Below are 18,794 nucleotides of genomic sequence, written 5' to 3' on the forward strand. Positions count from 1 at the left end.
CTGATATCCCTGTGGGAAGTCGAAATCGGCATAAAATAATCTGCCTGATAGGACATCATTTAATTTGCCGGACAACAATATCCTCAATCCTGTCTAAGGTCTGGGAGATGATGGAGGAGGAGTAGGAGAGGTTGCTTGCGACGGTTTCCTGAAGCAGGCGCAGGTAGGCTTTTGACAAAATAAGGCTGCCTATCAGTCCTGACAGGGAAAGCAGGAAAATGCAGATGCCTACAACACAGACAAGCTTTCTTTTCAAAGAAAGATTTACAATATAGTGAAGGAGTCTTTGCCGTAACTGACGCATACCGATTCTGCCTTTCCTTTCTTTTGTTTCTTATTTTATACTATATCGAAAACCACAAAAACAGGCAATATGTGCCATTTACAAAGTCGGTTTTTTGACATTGCAAGCCGGAAAAGTGGATTTTTCAGCTAACTGTAAATTGCTATAATATATTTACAGAAAACAAAGGAGGGACAGAGGTGACAAAAAAGGAAAGAGTCATAAGCGCCATACAGCAGGAAGAACCGGACTGTATTCCAGCCTGCTTTACCATGCACTTTCCTGAGGAATGCGCAAACGGAGAAGGGGCAGTAAAGGCCCATATGGATTTTTTGAAGGAAACAGATGTGGACATTCTGAAGATCATGAATGAAAATCTTGTTTCCTGTCCCTGGGATTTGAATACATCGGCGGATTTTGGCAGATTTCCGGCTTTTGGGGCACAGGACCCTTTGATTGAGCGTCAGATAGACCTGACAAAGAGAATCCTGGACCGGACGGGGGATTCCTGCTTTACCTTGGGAACCCTGCATAGTGTGGGAACCTCGGCCATGTACCATCCCCTGAAACCAATGGGGTATGGCTATGATCAATCCAGACGGGTATTCGGACAATGGATGAAAGAAAATCCGGGGAAGGTGCTGGAGGCCATGAAGCGGATTACAGAGGGCCTGTGTATCTTAGCCCGCAGATACATTGAGGCGGGGGTGGACGGCGTTTATATGGCCTCTCTGGGAGCCGAGAGACGCTTCGGCCTGACAAAGGAGCAGTTTATGGAATGGATCGCTCCCTTTGATCAAATGATTCTGCAGGCAGTGAAGGAGGAAAAGGGCTATTGTTTTCTGCATGTGTGCAACCGGGATGTGAATCTTGAATTCTACAGAGATTACGATCCGGCTCTCTACGATGTTGTGAATTGGGGAACCTTTGAAGTACCATGCTCTTTGAAGGAGGGGAAGGATATTTTTGCCGGTAAGACCGTCATGGGGGGTCTGGCAAACAGAACGGGAGTTCTGGCATCCGGAACAGAGGAGGCTTTGGTCAATACGGTGCGTTCGCTGGTGGAGACTTACGGAAGAAAAGGGTTTATTCTGGGGGCGGACTGTACCATAGCCACACAGAAGGATTTGTCCAGGATCAGATTGGCGGTGGATACCGTCAGAAGGTTATAGGAGGAAGTGTATATGAAAAAGACAAGATGGATTGGGGCATTGTTGGCAGCGTCCATGGTATTGGGCGTGACCGCCTGCGGAAGCGAGAGTGGACAAAGCAGTACTTCGTCCCAGGAAAGCAGCCAGACAGAGAGTACCAAACAGGAGCAGACCGCCGCTTCGGAGCAGGGAGAAAGCAGTGGCGAGGCGGTAGAGCTTTCGGTTACCTGGTGGGGCAGTCAGACCAGAGCGGATTTAACCCAGGAGGCCCTGGCACTCTATGAGGAACAGAATCCAGGCATTACCTTTGACGGACAGTTTTTGTCAGGCTCTGACTACTGGAATAAGCTGGCCACCTCGGCAGCCGGCCATACAATGGCGGATATTGTTCAGATGGATAAAGCTTACATTCAGCAGTATGTGGACAACAATATGCTGGTTGACTTACAGCCTTATGTGGATTCCGGCGTGATTGATCTGTCCAATGTAGACCCTGCGGTACAGGAATTCGGCCGGGTTGGAGATGGGCTCTATGCCATCTGTATCGGCGTCAATGCACCGGCGCTGCTTTACAATAAAACCTTACTGGAAGAAAACGGCATTGAGATCAAGAATTATATGACCATGGACGAATTTTTGGATGTGTGCCGGGAGGTTTATGAAAAGACAGGCTACAAGACGAACCTGCAGTACAATAACGGCACCTCCTTTATGGATTATTTCCTGCGTGCATCAGGGGAAACGCTGTTTGGCGAGGATGGACAAATCGGTGCAGGCAAGGAAACCATCGAGGCTTATTTCGATTTGTATGTCACAGGCAAAGAGGAAGGCTGGCTGATCGATCCCAGTGTGTTTGCAGAGGTTTCTATCGGACAGCCGGAGCAGGAGCCCCTGGTGTACGGTTCCTCACCTGACAGAATGTCCTGGTGTGCCTTCTACTTCTCCAACAATATGACTGCAACGGTGAATGCGGCCCCGGAGGGCATGGAGATCGGTATTACCACATGGCCCTCCAACGATATACAGAAATCCAATTATTTAAAGCCTGCTATGTTCTTCTCCATTTCCGTTGACAGCGAACATCCCGATGAGGCTGCGGAAGTGATTAATTACTGGACCAATTCGGTGGAATGTAATGAGATTCTGTTAGGAGAAAGAGGAGTTCCCGTGGCTTCCAACGTGGCAGAGGCAATCACTCCTCTGATGAGCGAGGCGGAACAGACGGTGGTATCCTTTATCAATGACGTGGTTACACCCCAGTGCTCCGATGTAAGCCCCGCATCACCCAATGGGGCAACAGAGGTTTACGATGTGGTTTATAAGCTGGAGGAGGCAATCTGCTATGGTGAGATGACAGCTGCGGAGGCGGCAGATCAGCTTCTGACAGAAGGAAATGAAATATTGAGCAACAAGCAATAAAAGCAATGAGACCAAATGGCTGCTGCTTAGGCGGCAGCCATTTGTGCGTGAAAGGAGGCAGTTTCCATGCGGGGCAAGCAGACAGCTGCTTTAAAGAAATCAAATGCTGCCGGCATCCGTTTCAAAAAATGGCTGAACAAAAACAGTACGGCAGGCGTTATTTTTGCACTACCCTTTATCATCGGATTTATCCTGTTTATGATCGTACCCATGGCCATGTCCCTTTATTATTCCTTCTGCAGATTTGAAATATTGGGAGCACCCAGGTTCATCGGATTTGACAATTACATCAAAATGTTTACGGACGATCCGGAGTTTTACCAATCGCTTTCCGTGACCTTTTTCTACGCCCTTGTGTCGGTTCCCCTAAGGCTTGTGTTTGCGCTGGCGGTGGCTATGATCCTGTTAAAAGGCACGAAGCTTACCGGATTTTACCGGGCGGCCTACTATCTGCCCTCTATTATCGGAGGATCGGTTGCCATCTCTATTCTGTGGAAAAGAATGTTTGCTGAGGACGGAACGGTGAACCGGCTTTTACAGGGGATCGGTATAGACAGCCATTATTCTTGGCTGGGAAGCACCAATACGGCTATTTGGGTACTGATTCTGCTTTCCGTGTGGCAGTTTGGCTCGTCCATGCTGGTATTCCTCTCGGCCTTAAAGCAGATTCCCACAACGCTGTATGAGGCGGCAAGGGTGGATGGGACAGGGGGAGTCAGCAGCTTTTTCAAAATTACCCTTCCCCTGCTCACCCCAACCATCTTTTTTAACCTGATCATACAGATGATCAGCGGATTTCTGGCATTTACCCAGTGCTTTATCATCACTCAGGGAAGGCCTATGAATTCCACACTGTTTTATGTGGTTTATATGTACCAGCAGTCCTTTAACTTTTATAATACGGGCTATGGAGCTGCCATGGCGTGGGTGATGCTGATTTTGATCTCCCTGATTACCTTGATCCTGTTTAAGACCAAGAAATTCTGGGTCTATGAAGGGGGAATGTAGATGAAAAGGAAAAAGAGGATTAAAACTGTTTTTTATCATGTATTCGTAGCCCTGGGCGCCTTTGTGATGATCTATCCGCTGCTTTGGATGTTTTTCAGCTCCTTTAAGGATACGGATACCATTTTCAACACGGCGGGAGAGCTGATTCCCAGAGAATTTGTGACAGAAAATTATGTAAATGGCTGGCGGGGCTTTGCAAAGGTAAGCTTTGGCACCTTCTTTAAAAATTCGGCCTTTATCGCAGTGACTGCCACCATAGGCACGCTGATTTCTTCGGCTTTTGTGGCCTACAGCTTTGCCCGGTGCAGATTTAGAGGCAGAAAGATTTTGTTTTGTGCCATGCTGGTGTCCATGATGCTTCCGGCACAGATTTTAATGATTCCACAATATTTATGGTACCAGAAGCTTGGGTGGGTGGGAACCTATCTTCCCATGATTGTCCCTTACTGCTTTGCGACCCAGGGATTTTTTATCTATCTGATGATGAATTTTATAAACGGACTTCCCTCTGATTTGGATGAGGCGGCGAAAATTGACGGCTGCTCCTATTATTCCATATTTTTCAGAATTGTGCTGCCGTTAATGAAGCCTGCGCTGATTACGGGCGGAATTTTTTCCTTCATCTGGCGCTGGGAGGACTTTTTAGGACCTCTTTTGTACGTGAATAAATCGGAACGGTATCCTGTGAGCCTTGCTCTCAAGCTGTTTTGTGATCCGGCCTCCACCTCCGATTACGGCGCTATGTTTGCCATGTCCATATTGTCGATTCTGCCTCTTTTAGTGATTTTTATACTGCTGCAGAAGTATCTGGTGGAGGGCATCGCCTCGTCGGGGATAAAGGGGTAACGCTATGGAGGATTGGATTGCCCGCCATAAGGCGGAAATGATAGAGGATATAAAAAGCCTGGTGGAAATTCCCAGTGTGGCAAAGGCCAGGGAGAAAACGTCGTCTGCAGAGGATTTTCCCTTTGGGAGGGAATGCAAAAGAGCGGGGGAGCGTATGCGCCAGATGGCGGAGAAATACGGCTTTTGGACTGAGGACTGCGGCGGAAGATGTGTAAGGATTCAATATGAGAAGGCGGAGGGGCTTTCTCCTGATAGGATCGAGATATGGAATCATCTGGACGTGGTGCCGGAAGGGGAAGGCTGGGTTTATCCGCCCTATGAATGCACCTTAAAGGGGGACTTTCTCATCGGACGGGGAGTGTCGGACAACAAGGGACCGGCAGTGGCCGTACTGTATGCCCTTCGGTATTTAAGGGAAAGGGGAATCCGGCTGCATTACCAGTTAAGCCAGGTGTGCGGCCTGAGCGAAGAGACGGGAATGGAGGATGCGGCCTGGTATGTAAAGCAATATGGATCGCCGAAGCTGGCAGTTGTTTCGGACTGCAGATTTCCTCTCTGCTATGGGGAAAAGGGCCGGTGCCGGATGAAGTTTTTTTATGAAGGAGAGCTGCCCCACATAGAAGCCATCGGGGCTGGACTGGTGTCCAACAGTGTTGCAGATACGGCAAGGCTGGTATTGCGGGGACAGCAGGAGAGCTTCCCGGCAAAAGGACTGGGAGAGAAGGCCGCCTGGGGAGAGCTTTCTGGAAATATGACTGTTAAATACCGGGACGGAAAGCTGCACCTTACAGCCAAGGGTATTGGCGGACATGCGGCCGCTCCTGAAAAATGCGTCAATCCCATCGGGATTCTCAGCGATTTTGTTGAAAGGGAAGAAAGCCTGCTTCTCACAAAAGAGGAAAGAAGCTTCTTCGGGTTTCTGAAAAAGAGCTGCAGCGACGGCTATGGGCAGGGGCTTGACATTGCTGTGGAGGATAAGGTGTTTGGAAAAATGTCCTGCGCAGGCACCTTGCTTTGCTTTGACGGGAAGAGGGTGTCTCTGGAATTTGACTTGCGTTTTCCGCCAAAAACAGATATAAATGGTATGATAGAAAAAATGGAACGACAGGCGAAACCTTTTGGGTGGCGGCTTTCGGAAAGCAATGTAAAAAAGGGATATGTGCATGATCCGGATACACAGGAAATGAAGATATTACTTAACGCCTATCGTCAGGTGTACGGGGAAGCGGGACAGCCCTATGTGATGGGCGGAAATACCTATGCCGGCTTTTTTGAAAATGCTGTGGGATTTGGCCCGGGGATACCCAGAACGCCTCTCTTTGATTTCCGTCATGAAAAGGCTCTTGAAGAGCTTAAGCTTCCCAAGGGCCACGGAGGAGGACACGCCTGCGACGAAGTACAGTCTCTTTGGGGGCTGTGCGATGCCATCAAGGTTTATGTGATTGCGTTTTTGGCCCTTGATCAAAAAACAGGAGAAAGATAAAATGTTATCAGAGACAACGAAAGAGCAAATGATTCTGCTGCTTAAGCAGGAGCTGGTGCCTGCTATGGGCTGTACGGAGCCTATTGCTCTGGCCTTTGCGGGGGCAAAGGCCAGGGAGGTGCTGGGAGAAAAGCCCGTGGAGGCGGCAGCTTACTGCAGCGGAAATATGATTAAAAATGTACGCTGTGTGACCATTCCCAATTCCGGGTGTATGGTGGGAATCGAGGCGGCAGTGACCTTGGGAGTGGAGGCGGGGGACGCCGATGCGGGCATGGAGGTCCTTGCCAGGGTTACACAGGAGCAGAGAAAAAAGGTACGGGAGCTTCTGAAAAGGAATTTCTGCAGGGTGGAGCTTTTGGAAAGCCCTTATCCTCTGCATATCCGCCTGGTGGTAAGAGGAGAAAGCCATGAGGCGGAGGTGGAGATCTGCTCCTCCCACACCAATATTGTGTTGTTAAAAAGGGACGGGCAGGTGTTTTTCCAGAAGGAAAAAGATGCTCCTGAGGAAGCCTCGGGGGATTTTTTAAATTTAAAAAATAGCAAGGAGTTTGCGGATACGGTGCCTCTTTCTTTGGTGCAGGATATGATAGAGCGGCAGATCCGCTATAATATGGAGATTGCAAAAGAGGGCCTTAAGGGAGAGTATGGTCTTGGAATCGGAAAGATCATTAAAGAAGCTTATCCTGACTCCATCGGCACTAAAATGAAGGCCTGGGCAGCAGCAGCCTCCGAGGCCAGAATGGGCGGCTGCGACCTGCCTGTAATCATAAACTCCGGCAGCGGCAATCAGGGAATCGCTTCCTCTGTGCCTGTGATTGTCTATGGGGAGGAAAAGGGAGTGACAAAAGAAAAGCTGTATCGTGGGCTTGTGTTTTCCGCTCTTTTGACCATCTGGCAGAAAAGCTTTATCGGAAGGCTGTCCGCTTTCTGCGGGGCAGTGTCCGCCGCCTGCGCCAGCGGGGCGGCCATGACCTATCTGGACGGCGGCTCTCTGGAGGAAATTAAGATGACCATTTACAATACCCTGGCGGATACGCCCGGGATCATCTGCGACGGGGCGAAGGTTTCCTGCGCGGCCAAGATTGCATCCAGCATAGACGCAGCCTATATGGCCCATAACCTGGCGGCCAGAGGGAAATCCTACCAGCCCAACACCGGAATTTTGAAGGAGGATGTGCAGGAGACGGTAAGCTGTGTGGGATACATTGGAAGAGAGGGAATGCGGCAGACGGATTTGGAAATTCTGCGACTGATGCTGGAAGCATAAAAAAGGAATCGCGTTTGGAGGGTGTCTGTGACGCCCTCTTTTGTATTGCAATAAACTTTGGACCTGACGTATAATGGACAAAGGAGGAAGGCGCTATGAGACCAAAGAAGCTGATTTTGTCCGCCTGGGGGCCTTATAGAGGCCGGGAGGAGGTTGACTTTTCCAGATTTGAGAAAAACGGAATTTTTCTGATTACAGGGGCCACCGGAGCGGGAAAGACCACTATATTTGATGCCATCACCTATGCGCTGTACGGCGCCTTGAGCGGAGCAGAGCGGGATAAGGAGAGAAGCAGTGTGCGAAGCGATTTCGCGGACGCAGGCACGCCTACCTTTGTGGAGCTTGTCATGGAGCATGGTGGAAAAACCTACCAGATAAGAAGAAATCCGGAATATTACAGACCCAAAAAGCGGGCCAAAGCAGGCGGCGTTACGAAGCAGAAGGAGAATGCGGTGCTTGTTTTGCCGGACGGAAGGGTTATGGAAGGCGTGAGAGAAGTAAATGCAGCCCTTCTGGAGCTTTTGGTGCTGGATTACCAGCAGTTTAAAAAGATTTCCATGATCGCCCAAGGGGAGTTCGCAAAATTTTTGTCAGCCTCCCCCAGGGAAAAAACAGGAATTTTCCGGGAAATTTTCGGCACCGGAGTTTATGAGAGATTCACGCAGGAGCTGGGGATGCGTTCCAGAAGGCTGTACGGGGCCTTTATGGAGCAGAAAAGCAAGCTGGATGAAGACGTCAGTCTGCTTGCGCATTCTCTGGAAAGGGATATCTGGCCGGAGGAGACGTCAAAGGAGCTTGAGCGCCTGAGTCAGACCCAGGAGAGAAATTATGAGGTAATTAGGGAATGTCTGCAGAAAATGGAGGCTTTGGCGGGAGAAAATGCCGCTTCTGCCCAAAAAGAGTATGAGGAGGCGGAAAAAGCGCTGGAGCGGCAGACTGAGGAGATTCGCGCCAGGGAAGAGGAAAACCGCCGGATAGAGCAGCTGGAGCAGGCAAAAAAGGAGCTTTCCGGGCTGCAGGAAAGGGCTGGGGAGTTTTCGGAGAGGAAGCTAAAACTAAAAGGGGCTGTGAATGCGGCTTTTGTGGAAAGCGTTCGGGAGAAAGAAAGGCAGCTTGCGGATCAGCTTTTGCAAAACAGAGAGGAGGGGAGGGGGCAGGAGAAAGAGCTTTTGCATCTGCAAAAGGAGGCTGGGGAGCTGGAGGCAGTCCTGGGACAAGAGATGCGGATCAGAGAGCTTTTGGAAACGGCCAGGGAAAAAGAGGAGCTTGTCCTTGCTTTAAAGCAGCTTAACGCCCAGCTTACGGATCAGCTTGCGGAATTGGAACGAGGGCAGCAGACTTACCTTGCAAAGGAGAAGGAATATTGGGAGCGGAAAAGGGAATATGAGGAGGCGGAGCAGAAAAGGCGGCTGTCGGCCATAGGGCTGGCGGCGTCCCTGCTTGAGGAAGGGAAGCCCTGCCCTGTGTGCGGCTCCGTGGTACATCCGGCTCCTGCAAAGCTTAAGGAAGGCGTTTTAGCGCAGGGAGAGCTTTCCCGGCAGAAGAAGATAATTACGGATATGGAGGCGAAGCAGAAGGAGCTTCATGGAGAGCTGGCGGGGAGAAAGAGCCGGGCAGACGACCTGCGGCAAAGAATTAAGGAAAAGGAAGAGAAGCTTTCGGAGCGGAAGAAGGCTTTAAGTGAGGAACAAAATCAGGTCTGCCTGGAATATCTTGCCATGGAGCCGGATGAGGCCGAAGCGCTTTTGAGCAGGCGATGCGGAAGGGCAAGAGAGATTAAGGGGCTTTTACAGGAGAAGGAGAGAACTTGTAAAAGACTGAAAAGTCAGGGAGAAGAGCTTATGGAAAGACACAGGGAGGCCAAGGAAGCCTTCGAGACCGCGCTTTCAGAGTATGGTTTTTCCAATGAGGAAGAATACAGCCGCGCAAGACTTCCCATTGGGGAAAGAGAGAAGCTGGAAAGGGAGCTTGCCGACTATCAAAAGAGGATGGCGGCGGCAAGGGAGCTGTACGAGCATCTAAACAGCCAGGTGAAAAAGAAGGAAATCCAGGACCTGCAGCAGCCAAGGCAGATACAGGAGGAGCTGAGGAAGAAAAAGAGCATCGTTTTGGACAGACACAGGCTTTGGGAACAGCAGAGCGCCCTGCTAAAAAAAACCAGGGAAGTGATGGAACAAAAAAGAAGGCGTATGGAGGAGGCGGAAAAAGAATACGGCTATGTGAAGGATCTGGAGAACATGGCCTGCGGGAATAATCCAAAGAGGCTGGTGTTCGAGCAGTATGTGCTGGCCGGCTTTTTTGAGGAAATTCTAAGGGCTGCAAATCTGCGCTTTGGGAAAATGACTTCGGGACGCTATGAGATGTCCCGGGCGGAAGAAGTGGGAGACGGAAGGATAAAGGACAATCTGGAGATTCAGGTGATGGACTATTACACCGGAAAATTCCGTTCCGTGAGGACGCTTTCCGGCGGAGAATCCTTTAAGGCTTCTCTCTGTCTGGCCCTTGGGATGAGCGATGTGATTCAGGCCATGAACGGGGGAATCCGGGTGGATACACTTTTTGTGGATGAAGGCTTTGGGGCCCTGGACGCAGAAAGTCTTGACCAGGCCTGTGACGCCTTGCTTGGTCTGGCGGGCCAAAATTGTCTCATTGGTATTATCTCTCATGTGCCCCAGCTTAGGGAGAGAATCAGCCAGCAGCTTATTATAGATAAAACCGGCGGTGGAAGTCTGATCCGCAATGGTGTATAATAGGAGAAGCAAACGGGAAAACCTATGGGAAAACCGTGGCAGAATTTCTACTGCGCGATTCCTACGCTGCGCTTCGGAATGGAGATGTATATGGAAAAATATGACGTGATTATTATCGGCGCAGGTCCGGGAGGGATTTTCTGCGCCTATGAGCTGAAGAGAAGAAAACCGGATATTAAGGTGCTGATGCTGGAAAAGGGGCATTCTATCGGGCGCAGAAGCTGTCCAAAGCGCACTGCAGGGCGCTGCATGGGCTGTCACCCTTGTTCGATTACCACAGGCTTTGCGGGGGCAGGCGCTTTTTCGGACGGCAAGCTTTCCTTATCCCCCGATGTGGGCGGCAATCTGCCGGAAATACTGGGATATGAGGAAACCCTCAGTCTGATTCAGGAGTCTGACGGCATTTATCTTGCCTTTGGAGCAGACCCCAATGTGTACGGTGTAGATAAGGAAAAGGAAATCCGGGAAATCAGGAGAAAAGCCATTGGCGCCAATCTCAAGCTGATTGAATGTCCCATACGCCATCTGGGAACGGAAGAGGGGTACAAAATATACCAAAAGCTTGAAAGACATCTGGAAAGCCAGGGAGTTGATATGCGCTTTGAGACCATGGTGGAACAGATTCTGATAGAAGGCCAGAGAGCGGCGGGAGTGCGCACCCAGAAAGGAGAAATCTTTTATGGGGATGAAATTGTGGCGGCAGTGGGCAGAGAGGGAGCCGACTGGTTTAAGGAGAAGTGTAAGGAGCTGGATATTGAGACGACTCCCGGCACTGTGGATATCGGCGTCCGGGTGGAGGTACGGGATGAAGTGATGCAGTTTTTAAACGAAAATCTGTATGAGGCAAAGCTGGTTTATTATACGCCCACCTTTGACGATAAGGTGAGAACCTTCTGCACAAACCCCTCAGGGGAAGTGGCTGCGGAGTACTATGAGGGAGGACTTGCGGTGGTAAACGGCCACGCTTACAAATCCCAAGAGTATAAGACTCATAATACCAATTTTGCGCTGCTGGTGTCCAAGAATTTCACAAAACCCTTTAAGACGCCCATTGAGTATGGCAAGCATATTGCCCAGCTCTCCAATATGCTTTGCGGGGGCAGCATATTGGTGCAGACCTATGGTGATTTTAAGCGTGGCAGGCGGACAACAGACGAGAGGCTGTGCCGGAATAACCTGATTCCCACCTTAAAGGATGCGGTTCCAGGAGATTTGTCCCTGGTATTTCCCCACCGTATCATGGTGGATATTGCGGAGATGATAGAGGCGCTGGATAAGGTCACCCCGGGGATTGCCAGCGATGAGACTCTGCTGTATGGAGTGGAGGTAAAATTTTATTCCAATAAGGTGGTAATCAACCAGGATTTTGAGACCAGCGTGAAGGGGCTTCGGGCCATTGGAGACGGCGCGGGGGTTACCAGAGGCCTGCAGCAGGCATCTGCCAACGGCATCAGCGTGGCAAGAAGCATCCTGAAACGCCAGGAAGCACAAAACAGGAAGCAGTGAGAAAAGTATGAAGCACAGAAAGAAAATCATGGCGGGCATTTTGGCGGCAGCTGTTTTAGCTGCAGCCCTGACGGCCTGCAATACGGGGGAGGGCGGCACAAAAGTAGTATTTACCACAGGATTTGGAAGGGACGAGGTTTTCCGCATTGGGGGGGAATCCTGCTCAAAGGCGGAGCTTATGGTATATCTTGCCAATACCCAGAACCAATATGAAGAGGTGTATGGATCACAGGTGTGGGAGATTGAGCGGGACGGCGTTACTTTGGAAGAAAATGTGAAGGAGACGGTGCTCGCCAAGCTGGCGCAGATCAAGACTATGTGTCTTTTGGCCGCTGAGAAAGGCGTGGAGCTTGACCAGGGAGAGGAGGAGAAGATCGTCCAGGCGGCGGAGAAGTATTTTGGTTCCTTGAGTGAGACGGAACAAAGGGCCCTGGAAGTGGATCTGGAGACCATAGAAAACCTCTACAGAGAATATGCGCTGGCACAAAAGGTATATCAGGAAATTATCCGTGACATCAATCCGGAGATCAGCGACGACGAGGCCAGAACCATCACGGTACAGCATATTTTGATCCGAACCAGCAAAACAGACAGCCAGGGGAACACGGCAGCCTATTCTCAGGAGGAAAAGCAGGCGGCCTACGAAGAGATTTCGCAGATACGCCAAATGGCTCTTGCGGAGGGACAGGATTTCGCGGAGCTGGCATCCCGGTACAGCCAGGATAGCACCATCACTTATTCCTTCGGAAAGGGAGAGATGGAGGAAGCCTTTGAAACGGCCGCCTTTGGTCTTGAGACAGGGGAGATCAGCCAGATCGTGGAAAGCAGCAGCGGCTATCATATTATTAAATGTCTGAGCACCTTCGACAGGGAGGAAACGGACGCCAATAAGCTTAAAATTGTGGAGGAGCGGCGAAGGGAGGCCTTTGGGCAGGAGTATGATGCCTTTGTGGAAACTCTGGCCAGAAGTCTGAACGAAAAGCTGTGGGATGAGATTACTCTGATTCATGACGAGGAGGTTATTACTTCGGATTTTTTTGAGGTTTACGCCGAATATTTTCCGGAATAGCCCCTTCAGGCAGATATTTAGAAAAATTTTATATTTCCGCAAAGTCCCGGATTTAAGGGATTTTTTTGAAATTATTAGCACTCGTTTTAAATGAGTGCTAATTTTTTCTTGACTTTTGTTTCGTGCAGAATTAAACTTACATTTAGTAAGAGAAAAGGATGTGGTGACAATGTCAGTAAAGAGTGGAAATTTATCAATTAACAGCGAGAATATTTTTCCTATTATTAAAAAATGGCTGTACTCGGACCATGATATTTTTTACAGAGAGCTGATCTCTAACGGCTGCGATGCTGTGGTGAAGCTCAAAAAGCTGGAAATGATGGGGGAGTGTTCTCTGCCGGAGGATTATAAGGCCAGAATTGACGTGGTTGTGGACCCTGAGAAAAAGACCATCACCGTTTCAGATAACGGACTGGGCATGACCGCCGAAGAGGTGGAGGAGTATATCAACCAGATTGCCTTTTCCGGCGCTACGGATTTCATTGAAAAATATAAAGATAAGAGCAATGCGGACCAGATCATCGGACATTTCGGCCTGGGATTCTATTCTGCCTTTATGGTGGCGGACGAGGTGCATATTGACTCTCTCTCCTACAAGGAGGGGGCAAAGCCTGTGCACTGGGAGTGCGACGGAGGCACGGAATTTTCAATGACGGAGGGCGAGGACGCGGGAAGGACAACCCCCGGCACTACGATCACCCTGTTTGTCAACGAGGACTGTCTTGAGTTTTGTAATGAATACAAGGCCCGGGAGGTAGTGAAGAAATACTGCTCCTTTATGCCGACGGAAATTTATTTGTCCAAGGCGGATACCAAGGAGACCCAGATCATCCGGGAGGATGAGAAGCTTGCGGATGATGTGGTGCTTGAGGTGATCGAGCCGGAAAAGAAGGAATCCGCAAAGGAGGAGAAGGATTCACAGGAAGCAGAGGATGCCAAGAAAGAGGATGGGGCAGAGGAAGAAAAGCCCGAGCCCAGAAAGCTGAAGATTAAAAAGCGTCCCGAGCTGATGAATGAGACAACACCGCTGTGGACCAAGCACCCCAACGACTGTACCAGAGAGGAATATCTGGAATTTTACAGGAAGGTATTCCAGGATTATAAGGAGCCTCTTTTCTGGATACATCTGAATATGGACTATCCTTTTAACCTGAAGGGTATTTTATACTTCCCCAAAATCAATATGGAGTATGAGTCCATAGAGGGAACCATTAAGCTGTACAACAATCAGGTGTTTATTGCAGATAACATCAAGGAAGTAATTCCCGAATTCTTACTGCTTTTAAAGGGTGTGATCGACTGTCCTGACCTGCCCCTGAACGTATCCAGAAGCGCGCTGCAAAATGACGGCTTTGTGAAGAAAATTTCCGAATATATCACCAAGAAGGTGGCAGACAAGCTGGCTGGCATGTGTAAGACCGAGAAAGAGGAGTATGACAAATACTGGGACGACATCAGCCCCTTTATCAAGTTTGGCTGCCTGAAAGATGATAAGTTCTGCGAAAGAATGAACGATTACATTCTCTTTAAGAACCTTGAGGGAAAATATCTGACACTGCCGGAATGCCTGGAAACCAAGCCCTTAGACGAGGAGAACGACGAAGGGAAAGCCGCCCAGGGCGAGGAAGCTGAAGCCGCAAAGGAAGCGGGAAGCGCCGTGGACGAAAACGGTCAGAAGGTAGAGGCCGAGATCGTGGAGGAGGAAAAGACCTCTGCAGGCCAGGAAGAAGCAGCGAAAGAAGAGGAGACCTCCAAGGAAAAGATTATCTATTATGTAACTGATGAACAGCAGCAGAGCCAGTATATCAATATGTTCAAGGCTGCAAAAATGGATGCCGTGATTTTGACCCACAATATTGACCAGCCCTTTATCTCTCAGCTGGAGGCCAAGAATGAGGGCATCAGATTCCGCCGTATTGATGCGGATGTAAGCGACACCATGAAGGCAAAAACCTCCAAGAAGGCTGAAAAGGAGCTGGAGGAGCAGGCCAAGACGCTGGGCGAGCTGATGAAGAAGGCGCTCAAAAACGACAAGCTGGTGGTTAAGGTAGAGAAGCTTAAGGACAAAAAGGTTTCCTCTCTGCTCACCTTGTCGGAGGAAAGCAGACGGATGCAGGATATGATGAAGATGTATTCCATGCCCGGCATGGATATGGGGGCCTTTGGCACAGAGGGAGAGACCTTGATCTTAAATGCAAATCATCCGCTGGTGAAATATGTGACGGAGCATCAGGATGGAGAGAATGTGGAAATGATCTGCGAACAGCTCTATGATCTGGCAAAGCTCCAGCAGTCACCCTTAAAGCCCGAGGAGATGACGAGATTTGTTGCGCGCAGCAATGAGATCATGATGCTGCTGGCAAAATAAAGAAGACAGATGTTTGAATATATTTAACAATTTGGAGCCGTCTCAGGAAGCGCAGGCAAGGAGGCGGCTCCAAAATTTATGTATTGTAAAATATGCCTGAAAAAGTGCAGATTGTTCCAGCGTTTACATTTTAAGACCTGTTTTTGTTAAAATCAGAAAGATGAGACAGCGGAAACGGAGAGGTATAAAATGTATCTGTTTAAATATGGGAAACGTCTGCAGAATGTGATGATTTTGGCGGGGGCTGCAGTTGTGGTTTTGCTGGCCGTCTTTGCGGCAGCTCTTTTTGATACGAGGTTACAGGGCAATGACGCAGGCGCCGCAAAACGGCTGGAGAATGGATGGATTTATGAAAGCGAAGGGGAGTGGCGGCTGCTTCCCCAGCTGCCCTGTACGCTTGCCTGGGAGGGAGAAAGTCTGGTTTTGCGGCGGGAGCTTGCAAATGTGGATGTGCCTGAGGAATACTGCTTTGTATTCCAGACAAGGTATTCTTCTATCCGCGTCTGGGCCGGAGAACGGCTGATTTATGAGGCGGCCGGAGGAAAAGAGCATGCCCTTGGCAGTATGTGGCATTTTATCCCTGTGGCGGATATGCAGGGAGAAAAGCAGATAACAGTGGAATTTCGAAGATACGCAACGGAGCGGGAATGGGAGCTGAAAAGCGTAATGCTCGATCATCCGGCTGCCGCATTGTATGAGATTCTTCTAAGCTATATGCCCCAGATTCTGTTTGGGATGTTTTGCTTCATGCTTGCGGGCCTGCTGCTGGTCTTTTCTCTGATTACGGCGTATAGAAAAAGAAGCATGGCCGTGCCGCAGATATCTCTTGCCTTTTTTATGCTGCTGTCGGGACTTTGGATCCTTCTGGATACCAAGGTTACCACGCTGTGGGGCGGAAACTATGCAATATCCTATTTTCTGAGCTATGCGGCTTTTTATCTGATGTGCGTGCCCTTTTTGGTTTTTGTCAGATCCATGGTCAAAAGTGAGAACCGGCTGTTGGGCATACTGATCTGGATTTTTATCGCCAATGCCGGGGTCTGCTTTGTGCTGCATATGACAGGCCTGGCGCAGCTTAACGATACGGTGCCTGCAGTACATATTCTGATAATTCTGGCCATGATTGTATCCACAGCTGAATTCTGGAGCAGTATTGTCAGAAAGCGCAGGCAGCGTATGAGCTTTACCTTTGCGGGGATGCTGGCGGTGTATTTCTTCGGACTGCTTTCACTGGCGTTTTCTTCTTTTTGGAAGGAGAGAGATGATTTCAGCTTTTACCGCAGCCTGGCCATGAGGGATGATATGACCGGGCTGGGAAACAGAAATGCTTTTCAGCTGTGCCAGAGCTATCTGGCCGGGCAGGCGCCCGGGAGGCTTGACGTTTTGCTGTTTGACGTGGATAACCTAAAGCGCACCAATGACCTTTTAGGACATCACACAGGGGATATGCTTTTGCAGACCATGGCAAAGGGCATCTACGCCGTTTTTTCATCAATGGGAGAATGCTTCCGGATCGGCGGAGACGAGTTCTGCGTCGTTATTGTGGAAAAAACGGCGTCCAGGGTTTCGGAAGCTGTGGAAGTCTTTGAAAAAGAGGCAAAAAGACTTCTCAGATATTTCCCCGAATATGCCAATGTCTCCTACGGACACGCACTGTGGGAGAATACCGCAGAAGAAAAGCTTACGCCTGAACGCCTTGCGCTGCTGATAGAGGAGGCTGACCGGAATATGTATCAGATGAAGCACACCCACAGGGAATAGGGAGCTTAAAGCTTCAGGCTTCTGTACCGATTGAAGCAGGCGAAGATTTCCTGCCTTCTGGGCCTTGCCATGCAGGCGATGCTGGAAGGGCTTTCGCATATTGCTGCAAGGGTATTTTTGTCCAATACGGCTTCCAGGGCATCCACCACCTGGCAGAGATTTTTCCTGCCGTCCAAAATATTTTTCTGTGCATATTTCAAACAGTAGCCCAGAGCGGTTACCTGCTCGCTGTCCGCAAGCTGCTCCAGATACCGCAGATCAATGGTTTCTTTGTTGAGCACAACGCCGTCCAGTCCCTGGGTTTTGATTTTAATCCTGTCATTACTTTTGAATTCCTGGCTGGGAAGAGGACGTCTGTCAAATTTTGGTTTTTCCAAAAGAGCGTCGGAAGGGGCAATGCGTGGAAAGTCCCTGGCGGCTTCCTTGGCATAGGCAGTAATTTCCTTTGGCACATATCGTTCCATCTGAAGAATGGTGTCAGCGATCTGGAAATAAGCGCCTGAGCTTCCCACCACAAGGATAGTGGAAATGCCATAGCTGTGATACAACTCCTCAATCCGTTCGATAAAGGGAGTGATGGGCTCCATATCCCGGTGAATCACCTTCTGCATCAACTCATCCCGGATCATAAAATTAGTGGCGCTGGTGTCCTCGTCAATCAAAAGCAGCGAGGCGCCGGCCTCAATGGCCTCCATGACATTGGCTGCCTGGGAGGTGCTTCCGCTGGCGTCCTCCGTCACAAAGGCCACCGTATCCTTGCCGTTTGGAAGATCGTTGATAAACATGGAAATGTCTGTTTTTTTGATACTTCTTCCGTCCTCGGCGCGGATTTTCACGGCAGTGTCATCGGTGATGACATATTCCCGGCCATCGCCGGCAATGTGATTGTAGACTCCCATTTCCAGCGCCTTTAACAGGGTTGATTTCCCATGGTAGCCGCCGCCGACAATGAGGGTGATGCCCTGTTTGATGCCCATTCCCGTGATCCTTCCTCCGTGAGGCAGGTCGATGGACACAGCAAGAGATGCAGGGGACTTAAATTTGATACCGTTTTTCATGGGACGGGAGGAAACGCCGGACTCCCGGGGCAGGATGCTTCCATCCGCCACAAAAGCGCAAAGGCCAAGCTTTGGGAGCATTTCACGGATATACTGCTGGTTATCTGCCAGGTCGGCGATCTCCTGCAGCTGCCTGCCGTCCAGATTTTGATAAAAAAGGGAGGACTTTACACACTTTGGCAGAAAATCAAAAAGAATTTTCTGAAGCTCCCTGGCGTTGATGGTACGGCCGTTGGCAGGAAAGCCCACTTCAAATCTAAGGATAATATCTCCGCTTTTTTCATTGATCACACAGGCTGTCCGTTCCAGCACCTCCTGACCGCAGCGGCTTACGGCAAGCAGGCCGCTCTGTCCCGTTCCTTTCGCCTGAAAGGAAAACTGTCTGGCAAGGCTGCCAAACCGGCGGATCAGCGTATCCTCAAGGGCGGTCCGCCGGTGCTTTTTTTCATAGAGGCTTACGGGGAACGCCGCCGCCTTTGCACCCACATGAATGCTCAGCTTTGAGGGGGAGGCAAAGGGGTCTCCCTGAACATGGTCGATAGACAGCACATAGCCCGGAAACTGATAGGCTCCTCTTGTATCTTTATAGGCAGGATAGCCCTTTCTGTCAATTTTGTCCAGCAAGGCTCTTAATTCGGTTGATGTCTGCATTTTTTCTCCTTTCCTGGTCTTCTTGGCTTAGGTAATTGAGAAACTCGCTCTCTGATATCAGAAACTGGGCGTAATAACCAAAATAAGGGTGACTAGCCACTGCTTCGGAACCCGTTTTTGGTTATTATGACCAGTTTCGTGACTTTGCCGGCGAGTTTCGCAAACGCCTAGCCT

Annotated in this window: 13 protein-coding genes; 11 read left to right on the forward strand and 2 right to left on the reverse strand. The window is 49.8% G+C overall.

Going from position 1 to position 18,794, the window contains the following annotated elements:
- Positions 1 to 55: 55 nt before the first annotated feature.
- A complete protein-coding gene (locus SHK35_RS11520) occupies positions 56 to 304 on the reverse strand; it encodes a hypothetical protein (protein WP_318709883.1) in 249 nt (82 codons plus the stop codon).
- A 179-nt stretch (positions 305 to 483) separates the two neighbouring features.
- Here SHK35_RS11520 and SHK35_RS11525 point away from each other — a divergent pair, with 179 nt between their 5' ends.
- From SHK35_RS11525 to SHK35_RS11575, 11 genes are all read left to right on the forward strand, one after another.
- A complete protein-coding gene (locus tag SHK35_RS11525) occupies positions 484 to 1,455 on the forward strand; it encodes a uroporphyrinogen decarboxylase family protein (RefSeq protein ID WP_318709885.1) in 972 nt (323 codons plus the stop codon).
- Between the two features lie 12 nt (positions 1,456 to 1,467).
- Positions 1,468 to 2,853, forward strand: coding sequence for an ABC transporter substrate-binding protein (locus tag SHK35_RS11530; protein ID WP_318709886.1), 1,386 nt, complete (start codon positions 1,468 to 1,470; stop codon positions 2,851 to 2,853).
- A gap of 66 nt (positions 2,854 to 2,919) precedes the next feature.
- Positions 2,920 to 3,861, forward strand: a complete 942-nt coding sequence (locus tag SHK35_RS11535) for a carbohydrate ABC transporter permease (protein WP_318709888.1) — start codon at positions 2,920 to 2,922, stop codon at positions 3,859 to 3,861.
- Positions 3,862 to 4,707: a carbohydrate ABC transporter permease gene (locus SHK35_RS11540; protein ID WP_318705482.1), complete on the forward strand. Its 846-nt coding sequence runs from the start codon at positions 3,862 to 3,864 to the stop codon at positions 4,705 to 4,707. It abuts the gene before it with no gap.
- 4 nt (positions 4,708 to 4,711) lie between these two features.
- The gene (locus tag SHK35_RS11545; RefSeq protein ID WP_318709891.1) at positions 4,712 to 6,190 is read left to right on the forward strand and encodes a Sapep family Mn(2+)-dependent dipeptidase; all 1,479 of its coding nucleotides are present in this window, start codon (positions 4,712 to 4,714) and stop codon (positions 6,188 to 6,190) included.
- A 1-nt stretch (position 6,191) separates the two neighbouring features.
- Positions 6,192 to 7,457, forward strand: a complete 1,266-nt coding sequence (locus SHK35_RS11550; protein ID WP_318709893.1) for an L-cysteine desulfidase family protein — start codon at positions 6,192 to 6,194, stop codon at positions 7,455 to 7,457.
- A 95-nt stretch (positions 7,458 to 7,552) separates the two neighbouring features.
- The gene (locus tag SHK35_RS11555; protein ID WP_318709895.1) at positions 7,553 to 10,207 is read left to right on the forward strand and encodes an SMC family ATPase; all 2,655 of its coding nucleotides are present in this window, start codon (positions 7,553 to 7,555) and stop codon (positions 10,205 to 10,207) included.
- An 84-nt stretch (positions 10,208 to 10,291) separates the two neighbouring features.
- The gene (locus SHK35_RS11560) at positions 10,292 to 11,713 is read left to right on the forward strand and encodes an FAD-dependent oxidoreductase (protein ID WP_318702695.1); all 1,422 of its coding nucleotides are present in this window, start codon (positions 10,292 to 10,294) and stop codon (positions 11,711 to 11,713) included.
- A gap of 7 nt (positions 11,714 to 11,720) precedes the next feature.
- The gene (locus SHK35_RS11565; protein WP_318702688.1) at positions 11,721 to 12,782 is read left to right on the forward strand and encodes a peptidylprolyl isomerase; all 1,062 of its coding nucleotides are present in this window, start codon (positions 11,721 to 11,723) and stop codon (positions 12,780 to 12,782) included.
- Positions 12,783 to 12,951: 169 nt separating this feature from the next.
- The gene (gene htpG / locus SHK35_RS11570; RefSeq protein ID WP_318702686.1) at positions 12,952 to 15,150 is read left to right on the forward strand and encodes a molecular chaperone HtpG; all 2,199 of its coding nucleotides are present in this window, start codon (positions 12,952 to 12,954) and stop codon (positions 15,148 to 15,150) included.
- Positions 15,151 to 15,339: 189 nt separating this feature from the next.
- The gene (locus tag SHK35_RS11575) at positions 15,340 to 16,911 is read left to right on the forward strand and encodes a diguanylate cyclase domain-containing protein (RefSeq protein WP_318709896.1); all 1,572 of its coding nucleotides are present in this window, start codon (positions 15,340 to 15,342) and stop codon (positions 16,909 to 16,911) included.
- Between the two features lie 5 nt (positions 16,912 to 16,916).
- Here the strand turns inward: SHK35_RS11575 and SHK35_RS11580 are convergent, their stop codons facing one another.
- Positions 16,917 to 18,620 carry an ABC-ATPase domain-containing protein gene (locus SHK35_RS11580; RefSeq protein WP_318702683.1) on the reverse strand — a complete coding sequence of 568 codons (1,704 nt, stop codon included), beginning with the start codon at positions 18,618 to 18,620 and terminating at the stop codon, positions 16,917 to 16,919.
- Positions 18,621 to 18,794 lie beyond the last annotated feature (174 nt).

This window comes from Candidatus Acetatifactor stercoripullorum, assembly GCF_944382095.1.
GTDB lineage: Bacteria > Bacillota > Clostridia > Lachnospirales > Lachnospiraceae > Acetatifactor > Acetatifactor stercoripullorum.

Excerpts from the sequence above, each read along its gene's own strand:
- SHK35_RS11520 (WP_318709883.1), bottom strand. The coding sequence starts at position 304 with ATGCGTCAGTTACGGCAAAGACTCCTTCACTATATTGTAAATCTTTCT.
- SHK35_RS11530 (WP_318709886.1), top strand. The coding sequence starts at position 1,468 with ATGAAAAAGACAAGATGGATTGGGGCATTGTTGGCAGCGTCCATGGTA.
- SHK35_RS11535 (WP_318709888.1), top strand. The coding sequence starts at position 2,920 with ATGCGGGGCAAGCAGACAGCTGCTTTAAAGAAATCAAATGCTGCCGGC.
- SHK35_RS11540 (WP_318705482.1), top strand. The coding sequence starts at position 3,862 with ATGAAAAGGAAAAAGAGGATTAAAACTGTTTTTTATCATGTATTCGTA.
- SHK35_RS11545 (WP_318709891.1), top strand. The coding sequence starts at position 4,712 with ATGGAGGATTGGATTGCCCGCCATAAGGCGGAAATGATAGAGGATATA.
- SHK35_RS11550 (WP_318709893.1), top strand. The coding sequence starts at position 6,192 with ATGTTATCAGAGACAACGAAAGAGCAAATGATTCTGCTGCTTAAGCAG.
- SHK35_RS11555 (WP_318709895.1), top strand. The coding sequence starts at position 7,553 with ATGAGACCAAAGAAGCTGATTTTGTCCGCCTGGGGGCCTTATAGAGGC.
- SHK35_RS11560 (WP_318702695.1), top strand. The coding sequence starts at position 10,292 with ATGTATATGGAAAAATATGACGTGATTATTATCGGCGCAGGTCCGGGA.
- SHK35_RS11565 (WP_318702688.1), top strand. The coding sequence starts at position 11,721 with ATGAAGCACAGAAAGAAAATCATGGCGGGCATTTTGGCGGCAGCTGTT.
- htpG (WP_318702686.1), top strand. The coding sequence starts at position 12,952 with ATGTCAGTAAAGAGTGGAAATTTATCAATTAACAGCGAGAATATTTTT.
- SHK35_RS11575 (WP_318709896.1), top strand. The coding sequence starts at position 15,340 with ATGTATCTGTTTAAATATGGGAAACGTCTGCAGAATGTGATGATTTTG.
- SHK35_RS11580 (WP_318702683.1), bottom strand. The coding sequence starts at position 18,620 with ATGCAGACATCAACCGAATTAAGAGCCTTGCTGGACAAAATTGACAGA.